Source organism: Saccharothrix carnea (assembly GCF_003014735.1).
In the GTDB taxonomy this organism is placed as follows: domain Bacteria; phylum Actinomycetota; class Actinomycetes; order Mycobacteriales; family Pseudonocardiaceae; genus Actinosynnema; species Actinosynnema carneum.
On record NZ_PYAX01000001.1, the window covers coordinates 531,425 to 552,539 of the forward strand.

Annotated in this window: 21 protein-coding genes; 10 read left to right on the top strand and 11 right to left on the bottom strand. The window is 71.1% G+C overall.

Annotated features, from left to right (window positions below; genetic code table 11):
- The first annotated feature begins 220 nt into the window (after window positions 1-220).
- From B0I31_RS02615 to B0I31_RS02625, 3 genes are all read left to right on the top strand, one after another.
- Window positions 221-2,137, top strand: coding sequence for an elongation factor G (locus tag B0I31_RS02615; RefSeq protein ID WP_106614004.1), 1,917 nt, complete (start codon window positions 221-223; stop codon window positions 2,135-2,137).
- 29 nt (window positions 2,138-2,166) lie between these two features.
- Complete coding sequence (locus tag B0I31_RS02620; RefSeq protein ID WP_106613638.1) at window positions 2,167-2,892, top strand: class I SAM-dependent methyltransferase; 726 nt, start codon at window positions 2,167-2,169, stop codon at window positions 2,890-2,892.
- A gap of 510 nt (window positions 2,893-3,402) precedes the next feature.
- On the top strand, window positions 3,403-3,609 hold the full coding sequence (locus tag B0I31_RS02625) for a hypothetical protein (protein WP_106613639.1): 207 nt from the start codon (window positions 3,403-3,405) through the stop codon (window positions 3,607-3,609).
- Window positions 3,610-3,886: 277 nt separating this feature from the next.
- Here the strand turns inward: B0I31_RS02625 and ligA are convergent, their stop codons facing one another.
- The 3 genes from ligA to B0I31_RS02640 are packed head-to-tail and all read right to left on the bottom strand — an operon-like array spanning window position 3,887 to window position 7,649.
- Window positions 3,887-6,052 carry an NAD-dependent DNA ligase LigA gene (gene ligA, locus B0I31_RS02630; protein ID WP_245949607.1) on the bottom strand — a complete coding sequence of 722 codons (2,166 nt, stop codon included), beginning with the start codon at window positions 6,050-6,052 and terminating at the stop codon, window positions 3,887-3,889.
- Between the two features lie 31 nt (window positions 6,053-6,083).
- Complete coding sequence (locus B0I31_RS02635; protein WP_106613640.1) at window positions 6,084-6,734, bottom strand: hypothetical protein; 651 nt, start codon at window positions 6,732-6,734, stop codon at window positions 6,084-6,086.
- A gap of 12 nt (window positions 6,735-6,746) precedes the next feature.
- On the bottom strand, window positions 6,747-7,649 hold the full coding sequence (locus B0I31_RS02640) for a LysR family transcriptional regulator (RefSeq protein WP_106613641.1): 903 nt from the start codon (window positions 7,647-7,649) through the stop codon (window positions 6,747-6,749).
- Window positions 7,650-7,660: 11 nt separating this feature from the next.
- Between B0I31_RS02640 and B0I31_RS02645 the strand changes: the two genes are divergently transcribed.
- A complete protein-coding gene (locus B0I31_RS02645; RefSeq protein WP_106613642.1) occupies window positions 7,661-8,509 on the top strand; it encodes a YeiH family protein in 849 nt (282 codons plus the stop codon).
- On the opposite strand, the gene B0I31_RS02650 is transcribed toward B0I31_RS02645, so the two are convergent.
- Genes B0I31_RS02650 through B0I31_RS02660 form a run of 3 tightly spaced genes read right to left on the bottom strand, consistent with a single transcriptional unit; the run spans window position 8,485 to window position 11,772 of the window.
- Complete coding sequence (locus tag B0I31_RS02650; RefSeq protein WP_106613643.1) at window positions 8,485-9,231, bottom strand: succinate dehydrogenase/fumarate reductase iron-sulfur subunit; 747 nt, start codon at window positions 9,229-9,231, stop codon at window positions 8,485-8,487. The genes B0I31_RS02645 and B0I31_RS02650 overlap by 25 nt on opposite strands.
- The gene (locus B0I31_RS02655) at window positions 9,228-11,141 is read right to left on the bottom strand and encodes a fumarate reductase/succinate dehydrogenase flavoprotein subunit (protein WP_106613644.1); all 1,914 of its coding nucleotides are present in this window, start codon (window positions 11,139-11,141) and stop codon (window positions 9,228-9,230) included. Before B0I31_RS02655 ends, B0I31_RS02650 begins: the two co-directional genes overlap by 4 nt.
- 1 nt (window position 11,142) lies before the next feature.
- A complete protein-coding gene (locus tag B0I31_RS02660) occupies window positions 11,143-11,772 on the bottom strand; it encodes a succinate dehydrogenase cytochrome b subunit (RefSeq protein WP_245949609.1) in 630 nt (209 codons plus the stop codon).
- Between the two features lie 72 nt (window positions 11,773-11,844).
- Here B0I31_RS02660 and B0I31_RS02665 point away from each other — a divergent pair, with 72 nt between their 5' ends.
- Both B0I31_RS02665 and B0I31_RS02670 read left to right on the top strand, forming a co-directional pair.
- On the top strand, window positions 11,845-12,750 hold the full coding sequence (locus B0I31_RS02665; protein ID WP_106613645.1) for a LysR family transcriptional regulator: 906 nt from the start codon (window positions 11,845-11,847) through the stop codon (window positions 12,748-12,750).
- A gap of 11 nt (window positions 12,751-12,761) precedes the next feature.
- On the top strand, window positions 12,762-13,265 hold the full coding sequence (locus tag B0I31_RS02670) for a GNAT family N-acetyltransferase (protein ID WP_106613646.1): 504 nt from the start codon (window positions 12,762-12,764) through the stop codon (window positions 13,263-13,265).
- Window positions 13,266-13,363: 98 nt separating this feature from the next.
- On the opposite strand, the gene B0I31_RS02675 is transcribed toward B0I31_RS02670, so the two are convergent.
- On the bottom strand, window positions 13,364-14,374 hold the full coding sequence (locus B0I31_RS02675) for a methionine synthase (RefSeq protein ID WP_106613647.1): 1,011 nt from the start codon (window positions 14,372-14,374) through the stop codon (window positions 13,364-13,366).
- A 206-nt stretch (window positions 14,375-14,580) separates the two neighbouring features.
- Here B0I31_RS02675 and B0I31_RS02680 point away from each other — a divergent pair, with 206 nt between their 5' ends.
- A complete protein-coding gene (locus B0I31_RS02680; RefSeq protein WP_106613648.1) occupies window positions 14,581-15,927 on the top strand; it encodes a glycoside hydrolase family 18 protein in 1,347 nt (448 codons plus the stop codon).
- Window positions 15,928-15,989: 62 nt separating this feature from the next.
- Window positions 15,990-16,403, top strand: a complete 414-nt coding sequence (gene paaI / locus B0I31_RS02685; protein WP_106613649.1) for a hydroxyphenylacetyl-CoA thioesterase PaaI — start codon at window positions 15,990-15,992, stop codon at window positions 16,401-16,403.
- On the opposite strand, the gene B0I31_RS02690 is transcribed toward paaI, so the two are convergent.
- Window positions 16,366-16,746: a hypothetical protein gene (locus B0I31_RS02690; RefSeq protein WP_106613650.1), complete on the bottom strand. Its 381-nt coding sequence runs from the start codon at window positions 16,744-16,746 to the stop codon at window positions 16,366-16,368. The two genes, paaI and B0I31_RS02690, sit on opposite strands and share 38 nt — an antisense overlap.
- A 63-nt stretch (window positions 16,747-16,809) precedes the next feature.
- Window positions 16,810-17,985: a hypothetical protein gene (locus tag B0I31_RS02695; protein WP_106613651.1), complete on the bottom strand. Its 1,176-nt coding sequence runs from the start codon at window positions 17,983-17,985 to the stop codon at window positions 16,810-16,812.
- 41 nt (window positions 17,986-18,026) lie between these two features.
- Here B0I31_RS02695 and B0I31_RS02700 point away from each other — a divergent pair, with 41 nt between their 5' ends.
- Window positions 18,027-18,533: a DUF6584 family protein gene (locus B0I31_RS02700; protein WP_106613652.1), complete on the top strand. Its 507-nt coding sequence runs from the start codon at window positions 18,027-18,029 to the stop codon at window positions 18,531-18,533.
- A gap of 15 nt (window positions 18,534-18,548) precedes the next feature.
- Window positions 18,549-19,421, top strand: coding sequence for a serine/threonine dehydratase (locus B0I31_RS02705; protein ID WP_106613653.1), 873 nt, complete (start codon window positions 18,549-18,551; stop codon window positions 19,419-19,421).
- A gap of 202 nt (window positions 19,422-19,623) precedes the next feature.
- Here B0I31_RS02705 and B0I31_RS02710 read toward each other — a convergent pair whose 3' ends face one another.
- Together B0I31_RS02710 and mnmA are read right to left on the bottom strand one after the other, a co-directional pair.
- Window positions 19,624-19,944, bottom strand: a complete 321-nt coding sequence (locus tag B0I31_RS02710; protein WP_106613654.1) for a hypothetical protein — start codon at window positions 19,942-19,944, stop codon at window positions 19,624-19,626.
- Between the two features lie 82 nt (window positions 19,945-20,026).
- Window positions 20,027-21,112 (bottom strand): tRNA 2-thiouridine(34) synthase MnmA, encoded by a 1,086-nt coding sequence (gene mnmA, locus B0I31_RS02715; protein ID WP_106613655.1) that lies wholly within the window; start codon window positions 21,110-21,112, stop codon window positions 20,027-20,029.
- Between the last annotated feature and the right edge of the window lie 3 nt (window positions 21,113-21,115).

Sequence of the window (21,115 nt, forward strand, 5' to 3'; positions counted from 1 at the left end):
TTCCGGTCCGAGGTCGGGCCGGATGTCACCCGTGCCGCCCCGCGGACCCGCAAGACTGCGGCCGCGACGGCGTGCTCGGCGCGTTAATCGGTTGCCGGTGTCGTGACCGGCTGCTTCGGTGGTGGCTGTCCCTGGTGTCCACCGAGGAGGACGATCGTGCGAGCTGTCATGCCCTTCCAGAAGGTCGTAATCGCCTGTCTCGAAGAGGACTTGACGCTTGGTGCGAACGCTGAACCTGGGGATCCTGGCGCACGTCGACGCCGGTAAGACGAGCCTGACCGAGCGGCTGCTGCACGCCGCCGGTGTCATCGACGAGGTCGGCAGCGTCGACGACGGCAGCACGCGGACCGATTCGCTCGCGCTGGAACGACGGCGCGGCATCACCATCAAGGCCGCGGTGGTGTCGTTCGACGTCGGCGGCACGACGGTCAACCTGATCGACACCCCCGGTCACCCGGACTTCATCGCCGAGGTGGAACGGGTGCTCGGCGTGCTCGACGGCGCGGTGCTGGTGGTGTCGGCGGTCGAGGGCGTGCAGGCGCAGACCCGCGTGCTGATGCGGGCGTTGCGGCGGTTGCGCATCCCGACGCTGGTGTTCGTCAACAAGGTGGACCGGGGTGGGGCGCGGCCGGAGTCGGTGCTGCGGGACGTCGCGGCTCTCCTGACGCCGTCCGTGGTGGCGATGGGCCGGGTGGTCGGGGCCGGCGGTCGTGCGGCTCACGTCGTGCCGGTGATCGGTGACGGCGCGGTCGAGGTGTTGGCCGAGCACGACGACGCCGTGCTGGCCGCCTACGTCGACGGGCGGGAAGTGCCCGGTCTCCGTGCGGTAGTGGCGGCGCAGGCGCGGCGGTGCGCGGTGCACCCCGTGTTCTTCGGGTCGGCGATCACGGGCGCGGGCGTGCCGGAGTTGGCGGCGGGGATCGCGGAGTTCCTGCCCGCGTCGTCCGGTGATCCGGACGGGCCGGTGTCCAGGGTGGTGTTCAAGGTGGAACGCGGCCCGGGTGGTGAGCGGGTGGCGTTCGTGCGGATGTTCTCCGGGACGGTGCGGGTGCGCGACCGGTTGCCGGAGCGGGTCACCGGGCTGGCCGTGTTCTCGCGGGGTGCGGCGGTGCGCTGTGACGCCGTCCGCGCGGGGCAGGTGGCGAAGGTGTGGGGATTGGAGGGCGTCCGGATCGGTGACGCGCTCGGCACACCGCCTCCGGGCGAGGGGCACCGGTTCGCGCCGCCGACGTTGGAGGCCGTCGTGGTGCCCTCGCGGGAGGCCGACCGCGGGGCGCTGCACGTCGCGCTGACGCGGTTGGCCGAGCGGGACCCGTTGATCGGGCTGCGGCACGGCGGGCGCGTTTCGCTGTACGGCGAGGTGCAGAAGGAGGTGCTGCAGGCGACGTTGGCCGAGGAGTACGGGGTGGAGGTCGAGTTCCGGGAGACGACCACCATCTGCTTGGAGCGGCCGGTCGGGGTGGGGACGGCGGTGGAGTTCATCGGTAGCGGCGGGAACCCCTTCCTGGCGACGGTCGGGTTGCGGGTGGAGCCGGGTGACGGGGTGACGTTCGCGTTGGGCGTGGAGCTGGGATCCATGCCGCTCGCGTTCTTCAAGGCCGTCGAGGAGACCGTGCGGGAGACGCTCGGGCAGGGGTTGTGCGGGTGGCAGGTCACCGATTGCGCGGTGACGATGACGCACGCCGGGTACTGGGCGCGGCAGTCGCACGCGCACGGGACGTTCGACAAGAGCATGTCGAGCACGGCGGGCGACTTCCGGTTGCTGACGCCGTTGGTGCTGCTCTCGGCGTTGCGTTCGGCGGGGACGTCGGTGCTCTCACCCGTGCACCGGTTCACGTTGGAGGTGCCGGGGGATGTTCTCGGTGCGCTGACGCCCGTGATGGCGCGGTTGCGGGCGGTGATCCTGAGCAGCGTGCCGCGTGGGCGGGTGACCGTGGTGGAGGGCGAGGTGCCGGCGGCGTTCGTGCACGGGTTCCAGCGGACCGTGCCCGCTCTGACGCGTGGTGAAGGCGTGTTGGAGACGGCGTTCTCGCACCACGCCCCGGTGCGCGGCGTCGTGCCCATGCGGGACCGGTCGGATCACAACCCGTTGAACCGCAAGGAATACCTGCTGCGCGTGACGCGGCGGGCCGACTGACACAGGAGACGGTTTTGTCCAGTTATGACGTGATCGGTGATCCGGCGTTCTTCGGTCGGGTGTGGGCGGAGGACTACGACAGCGGGCCCGAGCTCGACCCGACGCCCGCGGTGGACTTCCTGGCTCCGCTGGCCGGTGGGCGGCGGACCTTGGAACTGGCGATCGGCACGGGCCGGGTGGCGTTGCCGCTGGCCGCGCGGGGCGTGCCCGTGGAGGGGGTGGAGGGATCCGAGCTGATGGCGGCGAAACTGGCCGCGAAGCCGGGTGGTGCGGAGGTCCCGGTGACCATCGGTGACATGGCGGACGTGCCCGTGACGGGCCGGTTCGCGGTGGTGTACCTGGTGTTCAACACGATCTTCAACCTGGTGGACGTCCGGCGGCAGGCGGACTGCTTCGCGAACGTGGCGCGGGTGCTGGAGCCGGACGGCGCGTTCGTGGTCGAGACGTACGTCCCGGACCCGTCCCGCTTCCCCGATGGCAAGCGGGTCCAGGCGCTGTGGGCGGACGTCGGGTCGGCGGCGATCGAGGTCTACGACGTCGACCTGGCGGCGCAGCGGTTCGTCAGCCAGAAGGTCATCTTCACGGCGGACGGAATCCGGCTGAAGCCGCACGCGCAGCGCTACACCTATCCCGGCGAACTGGACCTCATGGCCGAACGGGCAGGGCTCCGGCTGGCCGAACGCCACGAAACCTGGGACCGCCGCCTATTCACCGGCACCAGCCGCAGCCACGTGTCCGTGTACCGACCGGTGTGACGCCGCCACCCGCCTCGCTCCCGTCTCGCTCCCCGCTCCCCGCTCCCCGCTCCCCGCTCCCCGCTCCCCGCTCCCCGACGATCGTCATCACGCGCTCGATCCCCCCACCGCACACCCCTTGCCGCGCAGCCCGTTCCAGCTACCCACGCCGCGCACACAGGCCGTCGGAACTCGGCGGCGCGTACGTGCCGGCATGCGGGAGCGGGCGGCGCCGGCATTGCCCACCAGGCGCGGCTTGGCGTGCGACGGCGGGTTCGACCTGCCGGCCCGCAGCCGCTTGGTCAGCGATCAGCGCGGTCCGCACTCAGCGGCGCGACGGCGCGGCGGCAGCGGTGCGATGACCGCGGCAGCGGCGCTGGGACAGGGGTGCGATGACTGCAGCGGCAGCGCGGCGAGAGTGCGGCAGCGGCGGTGCAGCGAGTGCGGCATGACGGTCGGCGATCTGCTGCGCCGTGGCGGTGGGACATGACCGCTGCTGTGGCGCGGTAGTCAGGCGGCGCAGTGTGGCGAGTGCGGCGCGGCGCGGCGGTGCTGTGGCGCGGCGCGGCGGTGCTGTGGCGCGGCGCGGCGGTGCTGTGGCGCGGCGCGGCGGTGCTGTGGCGCGGCGCGGTTGTGGGGCGTGGCGGCGAGTGTGGCGGTTGGCGGTCGATGTGGCCGTGTGGTGGGACCGGGTCGGTGTGGCTGCTGGCTGTGTGGTGCGGCGGGTGGACTCTGTGAGGTGAGGTGAGGTGGGTGGGCTCTGTGGGCGGACCGGCAGTGGTGGGTGGGCTTGGCGGGTGAGGCGGGAGGGTGAGCGACTGGGGCGGGAGGGGGTGGGAGGGGCGAGGGTGGGAGGGGTGTCAGGGGGCGGGGTTGGTTGGCGGCCTCGTTGTTTCAACCGACGTTTGAGGTTGGGGATAACGGTGTTTTGGTTTGGTTCGGTTGGCAGGTTCACTCGATCGTGGAGGAGGGGTGGGAGGTAAGTGCTGGTCAGGGCGGTGGAGGGGGTTGGCGGTTAGGGGGTTGAGGTGGGTGACTCCTCGGGGGTTGTGGGGGGTTCGGTGATGGTGGCGACTTTGGTGGCGGCTTCGGGGCCTTCGGTCAGGAGGGTTTGGAAGCCGGCTTCGTCCAGGACCGGGACCTTGAGTTGGAGTGCCTTGTCCGCCTTGGCACCCGGTGACTCGCCCACCACGACGAAGGCCGTCTTCTTCGACACCGAACCCGCCGCCTTGCCGCCGCGCGACAGGATCGCTTCCTTGGCCTCGTCACGCGAGAACGTCTCCAGCGAACCCGTCACCACGATCGACAGCCCCTCCAGGTTGCGCGGGATCGTCGTGTCACGTTCCTCCGCCATCCGCACGCCCGCCGCCGCCCACTTGGTCACGATCGCCTGCCGCCAAGGGGTTTCCACCCACTCCCGTACGGCCGTGGCGATGGTCGGGCCCACGCCCTCCGCGGACGCCAACTCCTCTTCCGTGGCACCGATGACGCGCTCCAGAGAGCCGAACTCCTGCGCCAACGCACGAGCCGCGGTCGGACCCACGTGCCGGATCGACAGCGCCACCAGCACCCTCCACAGCGGACGCTGCTTGACGGTCTCCAAGTTGTCCAGCAGCTTCACGGCGTTCGCGGTCAGCTCACCGTCTTTGGTGCGGAAGAGGTCGATCTGCGCGAGCTTGTCCCCGTCCAGGTCGAACAGGTCACCCTCGTCGCCGTACACCGGGGACTCGACCAGGGCCGCCGCCGCCTCGAAGCCGAGCACCTCGATGTCCAGCGCCGAACGCGACGCCAGGTACGCCAAGCGCTCGCGCAGCTGACCCGGGCACCCGGCGGCGTTGGGGCAGCGGATGTCGACGTCGCCCTCCTTCATCGGGCGCAACGCGTGACCGCACTCGGGGCAGGTCAGGGGCATCTCGAACGCGTAGGCGTCCTCCGGCCGGGCGTCGATCACCGGGCCGAGCACCTCGGGGATCACGTCACCGGCCTTGCGGATCACGATGCGGTCGCCGATCAGCACGCCCTTGCGCTTGACCTCGCTCGCGTTGTGCAGGGTGGCGCGCGCGACCGTGGATCCGGCCACCTTCACCGGCTCCATCACGGCGAACGGCGTCACGCGCCCGGTGCGGCCGACCTGCACCTTGATGTCCAGCAGGGTGGTGGTCGCCTCCTCCGGCGGGTACTTGAACGCGATCGCCCACCGCGGCGCGCGGGACGTGCTGCCGAGGCGCCGCTGCAACGACACCTCGTCCACCTTGATGACCACGCCGTCGATCTCGTGCACGGCGTCGTGCCGGTGCGCGCCCCAGTACGCGACGTGCGACCCGATCTCCTCGAACGCGCTCAGCACGACCGTGTGCGAGGACACCGGCAGCCCCCACGCCCGCAGTGCCTCGTACGCCTCGGACTGCCTGGTCAGCTCGAACCCCTCGCGCTTGCCCAGCCCGTGGCAGATCATCCGGAGCCGACGCGACGCGGTGACCTTGGGGTCCTTCTGCCGCAACGACCCGGCGGCGGTGTTGCGCGGGTTCGCGAACGGCGGTTTGCCCGCTTCCACGAGGCGCGCGTTGAGCTCCAGGAAGTCCTCCACCGCGAAGAACACCTCGCCGCGCACCTCGACCAGCGCGGGCACGGGGTAGGTGTCGGTGCCGGTCAACGTCTCCGGCACGTTCTCCAGCGTGCGGACGTTGAGCGTCACGTCCTCGCCGGTCCGCCCGTCGCCGCGGGTCAGCGCGCGGACCAGCCGCCCGTGCTCGTAGAGCAGGTTGATCGCCAGCCCGTCGATCTTCAGCTCGCACAGGAAGTGGGCGTCCGGCCCGACTTCCCTGCGGACCCGCTCGAACCAGGCTTCCAGCTCCTCGGGCGAGAAGACGTTGTCGAGGCTGAGCATCCGTTCCAGGTGGTCGACCGCCTTGAACTCTGTCGAGAACGTGCCGCCGACGAGCTGGGTGGGCGAGTCGGGCGTGGCGAGCCCGGGGTGCTCGCGCTCCAGCGCCTCCAACTCCCGGAGCAACGCGTCGAACTCGCCGTCACTGACCGTCGGCGAGTCGAGGACGTAGTAGCGGAACTGGTGCCCGCGCACCACCTCGGCCAGCGCGGCGTGCTCGTCGCGCACGGCGGCGGGCACGTCCTCGACGCCCTCGGCGGGGGCCTGGGTCGGGTTCAACGGGTCGTCGCTGGTCACGGCATGAGGGTAACCAGGGGGTCCGACAATTTCAGGAGGGATCCCCAGCCATCCCGTGGACGAGGTCGCGCAGCTCCAGCAGGCCGATGGTGCCCGCCGGCTCGGCGGACGCCGTTTCCACCCGGCCGAGCCGTTCACCCGCCAGGCGCTCACCGAGCGTGACGTCCAGGGGCAGGAACGTCATGGTCTGCCTGGCCTGATCATCCAGGTTGGCGAACTCGGGGTGGTAGACGGCGACGTCGACCAGTCCGTCTGAGACCTGGGCGACGACGCGCACGTCGGCGAGTCGGATGCGGCGGGGCCCGAGGTTGATCGTGACAGCGGTCGGGTCGGGCACGGCGGGCACGGAGTCGTGGTACTCCCAGATCATGTCCTCGGGCGGCGCGGCTTCGATCCACGCGTCCGTGTAAGGGCGCAGTTTCGGGTCTTCACGGCTGGTGATCACCAGGGCGTAGATCGCGCGGTGCCCGCGTTCGAGGGAGAACTCCAGGTCGGGGTGCATGGCCGCGACCATGGCCCCGATCTCGCCCTCCACCCGGTACGGCTCGCCGTCGCCCAGTGCCGCGCTCACGCTGGGCAGCAGCTCGAACCACTCCTGCCAGAACGCGACCGCGGCTTCGGCCGGGTTGGGCAGGTGAACGGGCTCGGGCTCGGGTTCGGTGCGTCGGCGGAACCAGCTCATGCGTTCATTGAACTACGGCTGAACCGCGGCGGTGGTCGAACTGCGCCGGCCTGCCACCGCGAGGAGTTCCGCGGCGGGTCCCACCAACCGCCGCCCGCCCGGCCACACGGCACGCAGCACGCGGCGCAGGTCGAGTTCGACCGGCACCTCGACCAGGCGTCCTTCGGCGAGGTCGACGGCGACCGCGAGCACGCTGAGCACGGCGGGTGCGACGCCGGCGACGACCGCGCCCCGCACGGCCGTGGTGGAGCCCAGTTCCAGCGCGGGCGGGCACGCGTCCGGCAACGCCCGGTCGAGGGTGTCGCGGGTGCCCGAGCCGCGTTCGCGCATGACCAGCGGCGTCCGGGCCAGTTCCGGCGGGGTGAGCGGTCGGCGCCGGCGCGACCACGGGTGTCCTGGCGCGACGACCAGGGCGAGCCGGTCCACGGCCACCTTCCGGGACGAAAGCCCTGGTAGAGCACCTGGGGCTTCGACGAACCCGAGGTCGACCGCAGCGTCGCGGACGAGGGTGCCGACAGTCTCGGAGTTGGTCACCCTCAGGCCCACGCGCAGGTCGGGGCGGGCGCGGCGCAGTTCGCCGATCCAGCTCGGCGCGAGGTGCTCGGCCACGGTCATGCTGGCGGCGACCCGTAGCTCGGCCTCCTGCGCCGACCGCAGCGCCCGCGCGCCCTCCACCAAACCCGCGACCTCGTCCAGCACGCGCCGTGCCCGTTCGGTCACCACCACGCCCGCGGGTGTGAGCACCGAGCCGCGCCGGCCGCGGTCCACGAGCACGACGCCGAGTCGCCGTTCCAGTGTGGACAGCCGCTTGCTCGCCGAGGGCTGCGCGATGCCCAGTTGATCGGCGGCCCGGCCGAGGCTGCCCAGTTCCCCGACGAGCACCAGCAGGCGCAGCGATTCGAGGTCCGGGGTCATAGCCACAGGGTATGACCCCAGACCTCACCGCCGCCTACCGGAAGCGTTCGCGCGGGCGGAGGGTGGGCGGTGTGCTGATCGCCGCGTTGGTCCTGGGTGTGCTGGTGGGTGGACGCCTGCCGGACCTGAGCGGCGTCACGCGCCGGTTGCTTCGCGCCGGGGTGGTACTGCTCGGCCTGCAACTGTCCGTTGTGCAACTTCTCACTTTGGGACCGGGCGTTCTGGTGGCCGTGGTGGTGACCGTCGCGGTCACGTTCTTCGGCACGGTGTGGCTCGGCCGGTGGCTGGGCCTGCCGCGAGGCCTGTACGTCCTGGTGGCCAGCGGTTTCTCGATCTGCGGCGCGTCGGCCATCGCCGCCGTCGAGGGCAGGGTGGACCGCGAGGACGAGCACGTGGCCACGAGCGTCGCCCTGGTCACGCTCTACGGCACGCTGGCGATGGTCGTGCTGCCGCTGCTGGGCGCGTCACCGGAGTGGATCGGGCTGAGCGTGCACGAGGTGGCGCAGGTGGCCGCCGCCGCGCCCGCCGGCGGCCTGGCGACGGCGATGGCGGTGAAGCTCGGCCGGGTGGCGTTGCTGGCGCCGATCGTGGCCGGTGTGGGTGGTCGCGGCGCACCACCGGTGCCCGGTTTCCTGCTCGGTTTCCTGGCGTTGATGCTGGTCAGCCCGCTGGTACCGGGTGCCGTGCTAGACGTGGCCAAGACCGTGACGACCGTCGTGCTGGCCGCCGCGCTGTTCGGTCTGGGCACGTCCGTGCGCCCCGGAGCACTGTTGCGGACCAGCCCCAGGGCGCTCCTCCTGGGGCTGCTCGCCACGGTCCTGGTGTGCGGGACGGGTTACCTGTCGCTGCGGGTGGTGTGAGCGCGCAGCAGGTCGGCGTTCAGCCGGGCGATGGTGGTCAGCGGGATGCCCTTGGGGCACGCCGACGTGCACTCGCCGGTGTTCGTGCAGCCGCCGAAGCCGGACGCGTCGTGCTCGGCCACCATGTCCCGTGCCCGCGAGTACCGCTCCGGTTGGCCCTGCGGCAGCACGCCGAGGTGCGTGGCCTTCGCCGCGGTGAACAACATGGCCGACCCGTTGGGGCACGCGGCCACGCACGCGCCGCAGCCGATGCACGCCGCCGCCTCGAACGCCGTGTCCGCGTCCGGCTTGGGCACGGGGGTCGCGTGCGCGTCCGGCGCCGACCCGGCCGGCACGCTGACGTACCCGCCCGCCGCCACGATCCGGTCGAACGCCGACCGGTCCACCACCAGGTCGCGCACCACCGGGAACGGCTCGGCCCGCCACGGCTCGACGGTCACCACGTCGCCGTCGCGGAAGTGCCGCAGGTGCAGCTGGCACGCCGTGGTGGCCTTCTCCGGCCCGTGCGCCATCCCGTTGATCATCAACCCGCACATGCCGCAGATGCCCTCGCGGCAGTCGTGGTCGAACGCCACCGGCTCCTGCCCCTCGGTGATCAACCGCTCGTTGAGCACGTCCAGCATCTCCAGGAACGACATGTCCGGCGACAGGTCGTCCAGGACGTACTCCACCAACCGCCCGGTGGCACCGCTCTGCCGCCAGATCCGCAGGGTCAGCTTCACGCGTAGCTCCTCGTGCTCGGCGTGACGTGTTCGAAGACCAGCTCTTCCTTGTGCAGCACGGGTGGTCGGCCCACGCCCGTGTACTCCCACGCGGCTACGTACGAGAAGTTCGCGTCATCGCGCAGCGCCTCGCCGTCCTCCGTCTGGCTCTCCGACCGGAAGTGGCCGCCGCACGACTCGCGGCGGTGCAGGGCGTCCACGCACATCAGCTCCGCCAGCTCGAAGAAGTCCGCGACCCGGCCCGCCTTCTCCAGCTCCTGGTTCAGCCGCTCACCGGTGCCGGGCACCTTCACCCGCTGCCAGAACTCCTCGCGCAGCTCCGGGATCCGCTCCAGCGCCTTGCGCAACCCCGCCTCGTCGCGCTCCATGCCGCACTCGTCCCACATCAACCGGCCCAGTTCGCGGTGGAACGACTCGACCGTGCGGTCACCGTCCACGGCCAGCAGCGTCTTCACCCGACCGCGCACCTCGGACACGGTGTCGGCGACCATCGGGTGGCTGTCGTCGACCGGCCCGAACGGCGCGTCGGCCAGGTAGTCGCCGATCACGCCGGGCAGCACGAAGTAGCCGTCCGCCAGACCCTGCATCAGCGCCGACGCACCCAGCCGGTTCGCACCGTGGTCGGAGAAGTTCGCCTCGCCGATGACGAACAGGCCGGGGATCGTGGAGCGCAGGTCGTAGTCGACCCACAGTCCACCCATCGTGTAGTGCACGGCCGGGTAGATGCGCATCGGCGTCCGGTAGGGGTCGTCGCCGGTGATGCGCTGGTACATCTCGAACAGGTTCCCGTAGCGCTGTTCGACGGCGAGCGCGCCGAGGCGGGCGATGGCGTCGGCGAAGTCGAGGTACACGCCGCGCTTCTCGTCGGAGATGTTCTTCGCCGCCCGGGACGCGATGTCACGCGGCACGAGGTTGCCGAACGCCGGGTACATGCGCTCCAGGAAGTAGTCCCGGTCGGCTTCGGGGATGTCGTTCGGCGCACGCGTGTCGTTCCGGTCGCGCGGCACCCACACCCGGCCGTCGTTGCGCAGGGATTCGCTCATCAGGGTGAGCTTCGACTGGTGGTCGCCGCTGATCGGGATGCACGTCGGGTGGATCTGCGTGAAGCACGGGTTGGCGAACAGCGCGCCGCGCCGGTGCGCCCGCCAGATCGCGGTGGCGTTGCAGCCCTTGGCGTTGGTGGACAGGTGGAACACGTTGCCGTAGCCGCCGGTGGCGAGCACCACGGCGTCCGCGAAGTGCGTCGACACCGCGCCGCTGACGAGGTCGCGCACGACGATGCCGCGGGCGCGGCCGTCCACCACGATCAGGTCGAGCATCTCGGTGCGCGGGTGCATCTCCACGCGTCCGGCGGCGACCTGCCGTTCCAGCGCCTGGTAGGCGCCAAGGAGGAGTTGCTGCCCGGTCTGGCCGCGGGCGTAGAACGTGCGGGAGACCTGCGCGCCGCCGAACGACCTGGTGTCCAGCAGGCCGCCGTACTCGCGGGCGAACGGCACGCCCTGCGCCACGCACTGGTCGATGATCTCGACGCTGACCTGCGCCAACCGGTGCACGTTCGACTCGCGGGAGCGGAAGTCGCCGCCCTTGACCGTGTCGTAGAACAGGCGGTGCACGCTGTCGCCGTCGTTGCGGTAGTTCTTGGCCGCGTTGATGCCGCCCTGCGCGGCGATGCTGTGCGCGCGGCGCGGGCTGTCCTGGTAGCAGAACGACTTGACCTGGTAGCCGAGTTCGCCCAGGGTCGCCGCGGCCGAACCGCCCGCGAGGCCCGTGCCGACCACGATCACGCTGCGGTTGCGCCGGTTCGCGGGGTTGACCAGCCGGGCGGAGAAGCGGCGGCGGTCCCAGCGGGTCTCGATCGGTCCCGCCGGCACGCGCTGGTCGGCGATCGGGGAACCTTCGGTGAAGTACATGTCAGCTCACCAATCCGGTGAAGACGGCGAAGGGAACGGAGAGGAAACCGGCGCAGATCGCCACGGCCACGCCGAGGCCGATCACGCGCGAGGTGGTGACGCCCAACGTCTGGATGGCGCTCCACACGCCGTGGCGGATGTGGAAGCCCAGGGCGAGCACGGCGATCGCGTACGCCAGCACCACGTACCAGTGCTGGAAGTCGGCGACCACGTTCGCGTGAATCTCGCCGGGTATGCCGTTCGGGTTGAGCCACCCGACCGTGAGGTCGAGCAGGTGGTAGACCACGAACAGGGCGATGATCACACCGCCCCAGCGCATGGTGCGGGCCGCGTAACTGCCCTGGACACGTCGGCGGTGCTCGTAGCGGCCCCTGGCCTTGCGCGCCTTCGCGGTCAGTTGGTAGGCGGCGACGAAGTGCAGCGTGACGCAGGCGAGCAGCGCCACCCGCGTCGGCCAGACCGCGCCGATCTCGCGCAGCCAGTGGCCGTAGCCGTTGATCGCGTCCGGGCCGGAGAAGACGGTGAGGTTGCCGAGCATGTGCACGACGACGTACAGCAGCAGTCCGGCGCCGGTGACCGCCATGACGACTTTCTTGCCGACGGTGGTGCGGTAGAGCCCGATCGTGTCCACGTCGCTGACGCTAGGAACGGGGGTGACGAGTCGTCCAATACATCGTGAGCTGGCTGAAGATAGCCTGGGGCTATGACGCTGCAGCAGCTCGTGTACTTCCTGGCAGTGGCCCGGACACGGCACTTCACGCGTGCGGCGGCGGAGGTGCGTGTGGCGCAGCCCTCACTGTCCAAGCAGATCCACGCGCTGGAGAAGGAGCTGGGGGCGGAGCTGTTCAGCCGGGCGCGCGGGAACGTGACGTTGACGCCGGCGGGTGAGGCGCTGCTGCCCGTGGCCGCGCGGATCCTGTCCGATGTGGACACGGCGCGGCTGGAGGTGGCCGAGCTGGTGGGGCTGCGGCGGGGTCGGGTGCGGGTGGGTGCGACGCCCAGCCTGTGCGGCAGCCTGTTCGCGGACGTGATCAAGCGGTACCACGACGCCTACCCCGGCATCCAGGTGTCGGTGACGGAGGGCGGGTCGCGTGACCTGGTCGCGGCGCTGGAGGCGGGGCAGCTGGACCTGGCGCTGGTGATCGTGTCACCCGCGGACGCGGACCGGGCGCTGACCGTGGTGCCGGTGTTGCGGGAGGAGCTGGTGGTGGCGTCGGCGTCACCGTTGGGGGTCACCCGGATGCGGTTGACGGACCTCAGGGATCACCCGTTGGTGATGTTCCGGCCGGGGTACGACCTGCGGGAGACGACGTTGGCGGCGTGCCGGCAGGCGGGGTTCGAGCCGCGGTTCGCGGTGGAAGGCGGGGAGATGGACGCCGTGCTGCGGTTCGTGGAGGTGGGGTTGGGGGTGGCGATCGTGCCGAGCACGGTGCTGGCGGCGCGGTCGTTGCACGGGACGCCGTTGGCGCCGGCCACCACTCGGACGGTGGCGCTGGCGCATCGGACGGACGTGGCGCCGACGTCGGCCGGGCGTGCGTTCCAGCAGGTGCTGCTGGCGTTCCTGCGTGGGGCGGATCTGCCGTCTGGGGTTCACCTGGTGGGGTCCTAGGCTGCTGGACCGTGCTGATCCGACGCGAGAACGCGGCCGACGTCCAGGCGATCCACGACGTGACGGAGGCCGCGTTCGCGGCCCGACCGGGTGGTGAGGCGCGCCTGGTCGGTGAGCTGCGGGCCGATCCGGGGTGGATCCCGGCCCTGTCGCTCGTCGCCGAGCTCGACGGTGCCACGGTCGGTCACGTCGTGTGCACGCGCGGGTCCGTGGGTGACTTCCCGGCCCTCGGCCTGGGGCCTCTCAGCGTGCTCCCCTCGCACCAACGTTCCGGCGTCGGCAAGGCCCTGATGCACGCCGTCCTGGGTGCCGCCGACGCCCTCGACGAGCCCCTGGTGATCCTCTTGGGCGACCCGGCCTACTACTCCCGCTTCGGCTTCGTCCCGGCGTCCACCTACGACATCACCCCACCGGACCCCACCTGGACCCCGTACTTCCAAGCCCGCACGCTCACCACCTACACCCCCGCCCTCACCGGCCCCTTCACCTACGCCACCCCCTTCACCACCCTCTAACCCCGCGCGAGTCGAACCTCCAGGTCCCGCGTGTCCCACGTTCGGAACGCGCGTGTCCTACGTAGGACACGCGGGACCTGAGTGTTCGACTCGCGGGGTTACCAGCCTTCGGGTGGTTCGACGAACGCCTTGCCCACGTCACGGGTCAGCGCCAGCGCCCGCCGCACCCACTTCGCGCTCGCACCGGCCATGCCGCACGTCGGCGTCGGCACGGCGTGCGTGCCCAGGATCGACCGCGGGAACCCCAGCCGGTCCACCAGGTCCAACGCGGGCTGGGCCAGCGACTTCAGCGTCTGCGGCGTGGCCGGGTCGGTGCTCGGGGCGAGACCGAGCAGCAGCTGGGTCTTCTCCTCCCACGCCTCGCCGATCTCGTCCCACATCGTGTCGTCCAGGATCGTGACGTCGAACGACACGGCCCGCGCACCCGCCTGGCGCAAGAGCGTCACGGGCGGTTTCGGCGCGCAGCAGTGCACGATCACGTCCGCGTCGAGGCCGTCGACCACGGTCTGCAGCACGGCACGCGCGTCCGGCTCGGGGACAGCGGCGACCGTGCCCAGTTTGGACGGCGTCGGCAGCAGGCCCTTGAGCACGGCGGGCAGCGCCGGTTCGTCCAGCTGCACGACGACCTTCGCGCCGGTGCGCTTGGCGACCTCGGCGACGTGCCGGTTGAGCCCTTCGACCAGGGACTGGGTGAACTCGCGCAGCGCACCCCTGTCGGTGAGCACGCGGTGGCCGCGCAGCAGCTCGACGCTCGCCGTGAGCGTCCACGGTCCGGCGGCCTGCACCTTGACCACCGGTGGCGGCACGGGCTCGGCGGCTTCCTCGAACGCGTCCAGGTCGCGGCGCAACAGGTCCACCGCGCGCCGGTGGTCCCTACCGGGGTGCGCGGCGGTCCGCCAACCGGACGGGACCACCTCGACCGGCAGGTCGACCAGGAGCGCGGCGGTGCGGCCGATCATGTCCGCGCCGACACCCCGTGCGGGCAGTTCGGGCAGGTGAGGGAGGTCGGGGAGTTCGCCGAGCACGATCCTGGCGGCCTCCAGCGGGTCGGTTCCGGGTAGCGAGCCGATGCCGGTGGCGGCACCGGCGGACCAAGGGAGGGCATCCACGCGGACAGTCTCCCACCACCGCCGCTCGGCCGTTCAGGACTGAAAAGGTCTAGACCCATTGACGAAGTGGTCTAGGCCACCTACGGTCACCTTGTCGGTGCCGACAGTGGTCGAGGGCACCGCCACGACGTGGTGTGGGGGCGTGCCGCGCCCCGCGCTCCCGCACCACTCCCACCCCGTTCCCCCCTGCACGGGAGTAGGTACCGATGTCCCGCAAGCGCACGAGCCTGGCCGCGTTGGCGGCGGGCGTCACCGCGATCGTCACCGCCGGTCTGCTGCTGGCCGCCCCCGCGGGCGCCGCACCGACCCCGACCGCCGTGTTCAGCCAGGACTCCGCGTGGAGCTCGGGCTACCAGGGCAAGTTCACCGTGACCGCCGGGTCGGGCGCCGTGTCCGGCTGGAAGGTCGAGTTCGACCTGCCGGCGGGGAGCACGCCCGGTTCGTACTGGGACGCCACGCTGACCAGCAGCGGCTCGCACCACACGTTCACCAACCGTGAGTACAACGGCAGCCTGGCAGCGGGCGCGTCCACGTCGTTCGGGTTCCTGGTGAACGGAACCGGACTGCCCGCCAACTGCAAGCTCAACGGCCAACCCTGCACCGGCGGCACGACCACCACAACAACAACGACCACCACCACCACCACCACAACAACGACCACGGACCAGCCTCCCCTCCCCGGCAGCCTGAAGTCCGCGCCGTACGTGGACATCACCATGCCGACGCCGTCACTGGAGTCGGTCGCCCGGGCCACCGGCCAGAAGGTGTTCACGCTCGCGTTCGCGCTCGCGGACAGCAGCGGCTGCAACCCGTCGTGGGGCGGCACGATCCCGTTGAACGACAGCCGGATCATCAACGACGTGCGGGCGCTGAAGGCGTTGGGCGGCGACGTGATCGTGGCGACCGGCGGCGCGGCCGGACCGTACCTGGAGTACTCGTGCTCCACCGCCGACGCGTTGCTGGCGGCGTACAAGAAGGTGCTCGACGCGGTCGGCAGCAACCACCTGGACGTGGACGTCGAGGCGTCCATCCCGCACGACATGGTGAACACCGCGTTGAAGCGCCTGCAGACCGAGCGCGGCACGTCGATCAGCTACACGATGCGCGTGCAGGGTGACGACTACGGCATGGACCCGTACTCGGTGCAGATCCTGCAGAACGCCGCCGCCAAGGGCCTGACCGTCCTGGTCAACCCGATGACCATGGAGTTCGGCTCGTCCCGCCCGGACTGGGGCGACGCCGTCATCGCCGCCGCGGAGAGCAGCCTCCGCCAGATGAAGCAGATCTGGCCCGCCAAGTCCGATGCCGAGCTGAAGCGACTGCTCGGCGTGACCCCGATGATCGGCCGCAACTTCAACGGCAAGGTCTTCACCCAAGCCCACGCCCGCAAACTGGTGGCCTGGGCCAACACGAACCGCATCGGCCTGCTGGGCTTCTGGTCGGTCGGCCGCGACAACGGCGGCTGCCCGGGCGGCGGCATCTCACCGACGTGCAGCAGCATCAGCCAGACCCAGTACGAGTTCACCAACATCTTCAAGGGCTTCACCGCATAACCCTGCCGGTGGCGGCGTCGGTCGTTCCTTGGCCGGCGCCGCCGCTGTCTTAAGGTGCAGGGATGAACGGACCTGCGGAGATGCTTGCCAACGATGCCGCGTCGGCTGCGCTCGGGATCAGGGCGATCGAGCTCGGTGACGGGACGGCGAAGCTCGCGATGACGGTCAGCGGGCGGATGGTCAACGGGCATGGGATCGGGCACGGTGGGTACGTGTTCCTGCTGGCGGACACGGCCTTCGCCTGCGCGTGCAACCGCCACGGTTCGGTGACCGTGGCGGCGCAGGCGGAGATCGATTTCATCGCCCCCGTGCACGAGGGGGACGAGTTGGTGGCCGAGGCGGTGGAGCGGGTGCGGTTCGGGCGCAGTGGGATCTACGACATCACCGTGCGCCGGGGCGCCGAGGTGGTGGCGGAGTTCCGCGGCCGGAGCCGGACGCTCAAGCCGAACGGCGCAGACCCAGCACCTGAAGGGTGATGAAACCCATCACGGCGATCGCCTGGGCGACGATCAGGAAAACGCCCAGGCCGGTGACCGGGAACCAGCCGGCGAAAGCGGTGAGGAAGCTGTCCAGGACCCACACCGAATTGCCGATGATCACCACCGCGACCAAGGGGCGGATAGGGCGGAGGCCGAGCAGGAAAACACCCACGCCGTAAAAAGCCAGGAACACGCCGAGGCCGATCACGAGGCCTCGCGGCAATCCCGTCTGCAGGTCGTTGAACAGCAGGGTGATGAGTCCGAGCCCGCCCGAGGCGACACCGTCGAGCTTGAGGGCGAAGCGGAGCAGACCGTCGTGGCGGACCTGAGTTGTCGTCATGGCTCGAAAGCTAGGGTCGACGGCACTGCCAGCGGTACGCCAAACACTGCCAACGCCTGCCAGTTACGGGGCGTCGACCTGCGAGAACAAGTCCTCGGCCACCAGCTTCGCCCCCGCGTTCTGCCAGTTGTGCAGCGTCCGCTCCGGCACCTGGTTGACGAACCACGCCAGCGCCCGCCGTGCCTGCGGGTCGAGGTCCTCGCGCTTGGTCCGCCTGCTGTACGGCCGGATGCCGACCACGTAGTAGAAGTACAGAGCGTTGTAGTGCCGCCATTCGTCGCTGGTGCCGAAATCACCGTCGCGCGGCTTGAGCCGGCAGATGCTCTCCAGCAACAACGACTTCAACTCCGCCGCGCGTTCCAGCGGTTGGTCCGACGCACCGCGCGCGGCCAGTCGGGCGTCGATCACCGGCAATTCCGTCAACGGGCTCGCGACCAACTTCCCCAGGTCGCCGTAATTGCTCAGCGCACGCCTGGTCAGCTTCACGAAATCCGCCGGGTCGAGCGGGGGACGACGCGGCAGGGCGTCGGCGGCGTCACGCAGCTCCGCCCGTTCGGACGCCACGTCCGGCACGGCGACCCGGTCCACCAGCAGCGCCAGCGGGTTGGCCAGCACCTGCACCGCGATCGCGGCGGCGACCGTGCCGTACAGCAGCGGCACCAGCCGGTCGTCCAGGAACAACGCCACCTGGCCGCCGAACACCGCCCCCAACCCGGCCGACGTGAGCAGCGAACGCACCATGTCCGCCCGGATCGCCTCACCCTCGTCGAACGCGTCCGCCACCGCCACGATCACGCCGAACACCAGCAGGTCGAACCCGGCCGACGCGATCACCAGCGGCTCGGGCAGCACGTCCACCAGCAGCAACGCACAGCTCAGCCCGAACAGGACCGTCGCCGCCGCCAACAACGCCCGCCGCACCCGCAGGCACAGCACCAGGGCCGCGGCCAACGGGATCAGCACCACCACGGGCGCGAAGTAGGCCGCCGCCAGCAACGGCAGCGCGCTGTACCGCCACCAACGGTCGTAGCGCACGGGCAGCCAGCACACGACCACGCCGGTCCACGCCACCGCGGGCACCGCCATCGCCATCGCCGGCAGCGGCAGGACGATCACCAGCGCGTAAGCGAGCAACCCGACCGAGGCCCGCTGGAGCAGGCGCTTCCGGGGGTCGCGCACGAGCAGGTACAGCCCGAGCCACCAGGCGAGGCCGAACGTCACCACCGACACCGCGATCACCCGGAGATCCTACGGTTGCACGGGCTGGGACGATGTGGCTCATGCCGCTCGAGCTGACGCTCCGCAAGGCCGCCGAAGAGGTCGAACGCGGTGACCTGGCCAGTGTCCTGCGGGCCCGGCAACGGCTGGTCGGGCTGGTCACCAGCTACCCCGACCGGGTGGACCTGCGCGAGCGCCTCGCCGCGGTGTACCGGCTGCTCGGCGACTCGGCGCAGGCCGGGCGGTGGAGCTACCTGTCCGAGGTGCGCGACGAGGCGGAGGTGGCCGCGTTCGAACGCGCCTACCGGACCCCGTTGGCGCGGCTGGAGGCGATGAACTGGACCGGCGGCGAGGCAGCCGCCACCACCGAGACCGCCCGCCAACGCCTGGTGGCGCTGCAGGAGGCGGCCAACGACCAGCTGCGCGCGGAACTGCTCGTGGCCGACGACCGCGACTCGTCGTGGCACACGAACGTGCTCGTGCTCATCGGCCTGGTGATCGTGCTGCTGTGCTTCGTGGTGGGCGCGGTGACGCTCGTCATGTGGGCCTACAGGTGGTTCACCGGATGAGCGCATGCTGGACCCATGACCCCCGACGTCGCCGCCGCCGCTGACCGCATCCGCCCGCACGCCCGCCGCACCCCGTTGTGGCGCACCGAGGTCGACGGCAGGCCGATCGTGTTCAAGCTGGAGCACCTCCAGCTCACCGGGTCGTTCAAGCTGCGCGGCGCGCTGAACACCCTGATCGCCGCCGGTTCACCGGATCGTGTGGTCACGGCCTCCGGCGGCAACCACGGCCTGGGCGTCGCCAAGGCCGCCCAACTGCTCGGCCTGCACGCCACGGTGTTCGTGCCGACCGGCGCCCCGGAAGGCAAGGTCCGCCGAATCGAAGCGGCCGGCGCCAAACTGATCCGGCACGGCGACACGTACGCCGAGGCCGTCCTGGCCGCCCGCGAGACCCCCGGCTTCTACGTCGAGGCCTACAACGACCCGATCGTGGTCGCCGGTCAGGGCACCGTCGCCGCCGAGGTCGTCGAGGACGCGCCGAACGTGGACGCGATCGCGGTCGCAGTCGGCGGCGGTGGCCTGGCCGCCGGAACCGCACTGGCCTCCGCAAGGCCCACCATCGCCGTCGAGCCGGAGCACTGCTGCGCCCTGCACCACGCCCTGGCCGCAGGCGAGCCGGTCGACGCCGAAGTCGACTCGATCGCCGCCTCAGCCCTGGGCGCCACCCGCGTGGGCAATGTCCCGTTCGAGGTCCTGCGGAGCCACCCGGTCACGTCGGTGCTCGTCTCCGACCAGCAAATCCTGGCCGCCCGCGACCGGCTGTGGGAAGACTTCCGCCTGGCCGTCGAACCAGCCGCCGCCGTCCCCTTCGCCGCCTGGCTGGACGGTCAGGTCCCGGGCGACCTGCCCTGCATCATCCTGTGCGGCGCAAACACCGACTGGACCCCCTGACACCACCACCCCAAAGGCCCGATTTTACGAAGCCGGGCAGGCTTGGCGGACGCTCTTCCCGCCAGGCCTGCCCGGCTTTGGCCTACCTGGAGTGCCCGTAAGGGGCCCCATGTCGAATCGAGCCGGACCCAGCCAGCGGGCCGCCGCTCCACCGAGCCACAGCCAACCGCCGAGCCCGCAGCTCAACGACCGACCCCAACCCTCACCGGCACTCCGTCACCCGCTCCACCGCCCCCAACTCCGGCGAAACGCGCCCCGACACTCCCCCCTGCGACATCCCGGCCTGCGACGGCACCTCGACCTCGCGCGCAAGCGCCGGGTCGAGCCCCGCCACCCGTTCCACCATGGCCTCGACCTCGGCGATCAGGTCGGCCCACTCGGGCCGGTGCAGGCGCTCCCGGACCACCCAGCGCAGCGTGCGGACCTCCGCCCGCAGCCGCTCGAACTGCTCCGCGTCGAGACGTTGCGCGGACGGGTGGTCGAGCTTGCTCGAGAGCACCCTCACCCGGGTCCCGATGTCCACCAGCGACCTCCGGCGTCGTGCGTTGTCATACGGCACGCACGCAGTGTCGCAGGCGACACCGACAAATCCACAAGCCCCGAGGTCAGCGGGTCGAGCTGATGGTGGCGCTGGCGAGCACCAAGTCGCCCGCCGCCGCGTCCTCCCGGTACACCGCGACCGCCTGACCAGGGGCGACGCCGCTCAACGGCTCCCTAAGGTGAACCAGCAGCTCACCATCGACGACTTCGGCCACCGCGGGCGCCAGGCCGCCGTGCGCGCGCACCTGCGCCACGCACTCCACCGGCCCGTCGAACCCGATCCGCGTCACGGGCCGCCGTGCGACGATCTCGGTCACCTTCAGCTTCTCCGCCGCACCGACCCGCACCGTGCCGCTCACCGGCTCCAGGGACAGCACGTACCGGGGCCGCCCGTCCGGCGCGGGCGCGTCGATGCCCAGGCCCTTGCGCTGGCCGACGGTGAACTCGTGCACGCCCACGTGCCGCCCGAGGACCGCACCGGTCTCGTCGTCGACCAGCACGCCGGGCTGCTCGCCCAACCGCCGGGTCAGGAAGCCGCGGGTGTCGCCGTCCGGGATGAAGCAGATGTCGTGGCTGTCGGGCTTGTCCGCGACCTGGAGCCCGCGCTCGGCGGCCTCGGCCCGCACCTGCGCCTTGGTCGAGTCGCCCAGCGGGAACATCGCGTGCGACAGCTGCTCGTGCGTCAACGACGCCAGCACGTACGACTGGTCCTTGCCGTCGTCCGCCGAGCGGCGCAGCTCCAGCACACCGTCCACAGTGGCCAGTCGGGCGTAGTGCCCGGTGCACACCGCGTCGAAGCCGAGCGCGATCGCCTTGTCCAGCAACGCCTCGAACTTGATCTTCTCGTTGCACCGCAGGCAGGGGTTGGGCGTGCGGCCGGCCGCGTACTCGGCGACGAACTCGTCCACGACCTCCTCGGTGAACCGCTCCGCGAAGTCCCAGACGTAGAACGGGATGCCGAGCACGTCCGCCGCGCGCCGCGCGTCCCGGGCGTCCTCGATCGTGCAGCAGCCGCGCGCGCCGGTGCGCAACGTGCCCGGCTTCGCCGACAGCGCCAGGTGCACGCCGGTCACCTCGTGGCCCGCCGCCACCGCCCGCGCCGCAGCCACGGCGGAGTCCACCCCGCCGCTCATCGCCGCCAGCACCCGCATGCC

Excerpts from the sequence above, each read along its gene's own strand:
- B0I31_RS02645 (WP_106613642.1), top strand. The coding sequence starts at position 7,661 with ATGACCCCAGACCTCACCGCCGCCTACCGGAAGCGTTCGCGCGGGCGG.
- paaI (WP_106613649.1), top strand. The coding sequence starts at position 15,990 with ATGAACGGACCTGCGGAGATGCTTGCCAACGATGCCGCGTCGGCTGCG.
- B0I31_RS02655 (WP_106613644.1), bottom strand. The coding sequence starts at position 11,141 with ATGTACTTCACCGAAGGTTCCCCGATCGCCGACCAGCGCGTGCCGGCG.
- B0I31_RS02665 (WP_106613645.1), top strand. The coding sequence starts at position 11,845 with ATGACGCTGCAGCAGCTCGTGTACTTCCTGGCAGTGGCCCGGACACGG.
- B0I31_RS02705 (WP_106613653.1), top strand. The coding sequence starts at position 18,549 with ATGACCCCCGACGTCGCCGCCGCCGCTGACCGCATCCGCCCGCACGCC.
- B0I31_RS02690 (WP_106613650.1), bottom strand. The coding sequence starts at position 16,746 with ATGACGACAACTCAGGTCCGCCACGACGGTCTGCTCCGCTTCGCCCTC.
- B0I31_RS02680 (WP_106613648.1), top strand. The coding sequence starts at position 14,581 with ATGTCCCGCAAGCGCACGAGCCTGGCCGCGTTGGCGGCGGGCGTCACC.
- B0I31_RS02700 (WP_106613652.1), top strand. The coding sequence starts at position 18,027 with ATGCCGCTCGAGCTGACGCTCCGCAAGGCCGCCGAAGAGGTCGAACGC.
- B0I31_RS02635 (WP_106613640.1), bottom strand. The coding sequence starts at position 6,734 with ATGAGCTGGTTCCGCCGACGCACCGAACCCGAGCCCGAGCCCGTTCAC.
- mnmA (WP_106613655.1), bottom strand. The coding sequence starts at position 21,112 with ATGCGGGTGCTGGCGGCGATGAGCGGCGGGGTGGACTCCGCCGTGGCT.
- B0I31_RS02640 (WP_106613641.1), bottom strand. The coding sequence starts at position 7,649 with ATGACCCCGGACCTCGAATCGCTGCGCCTGCTGGTGCTCGTCGGGGAA.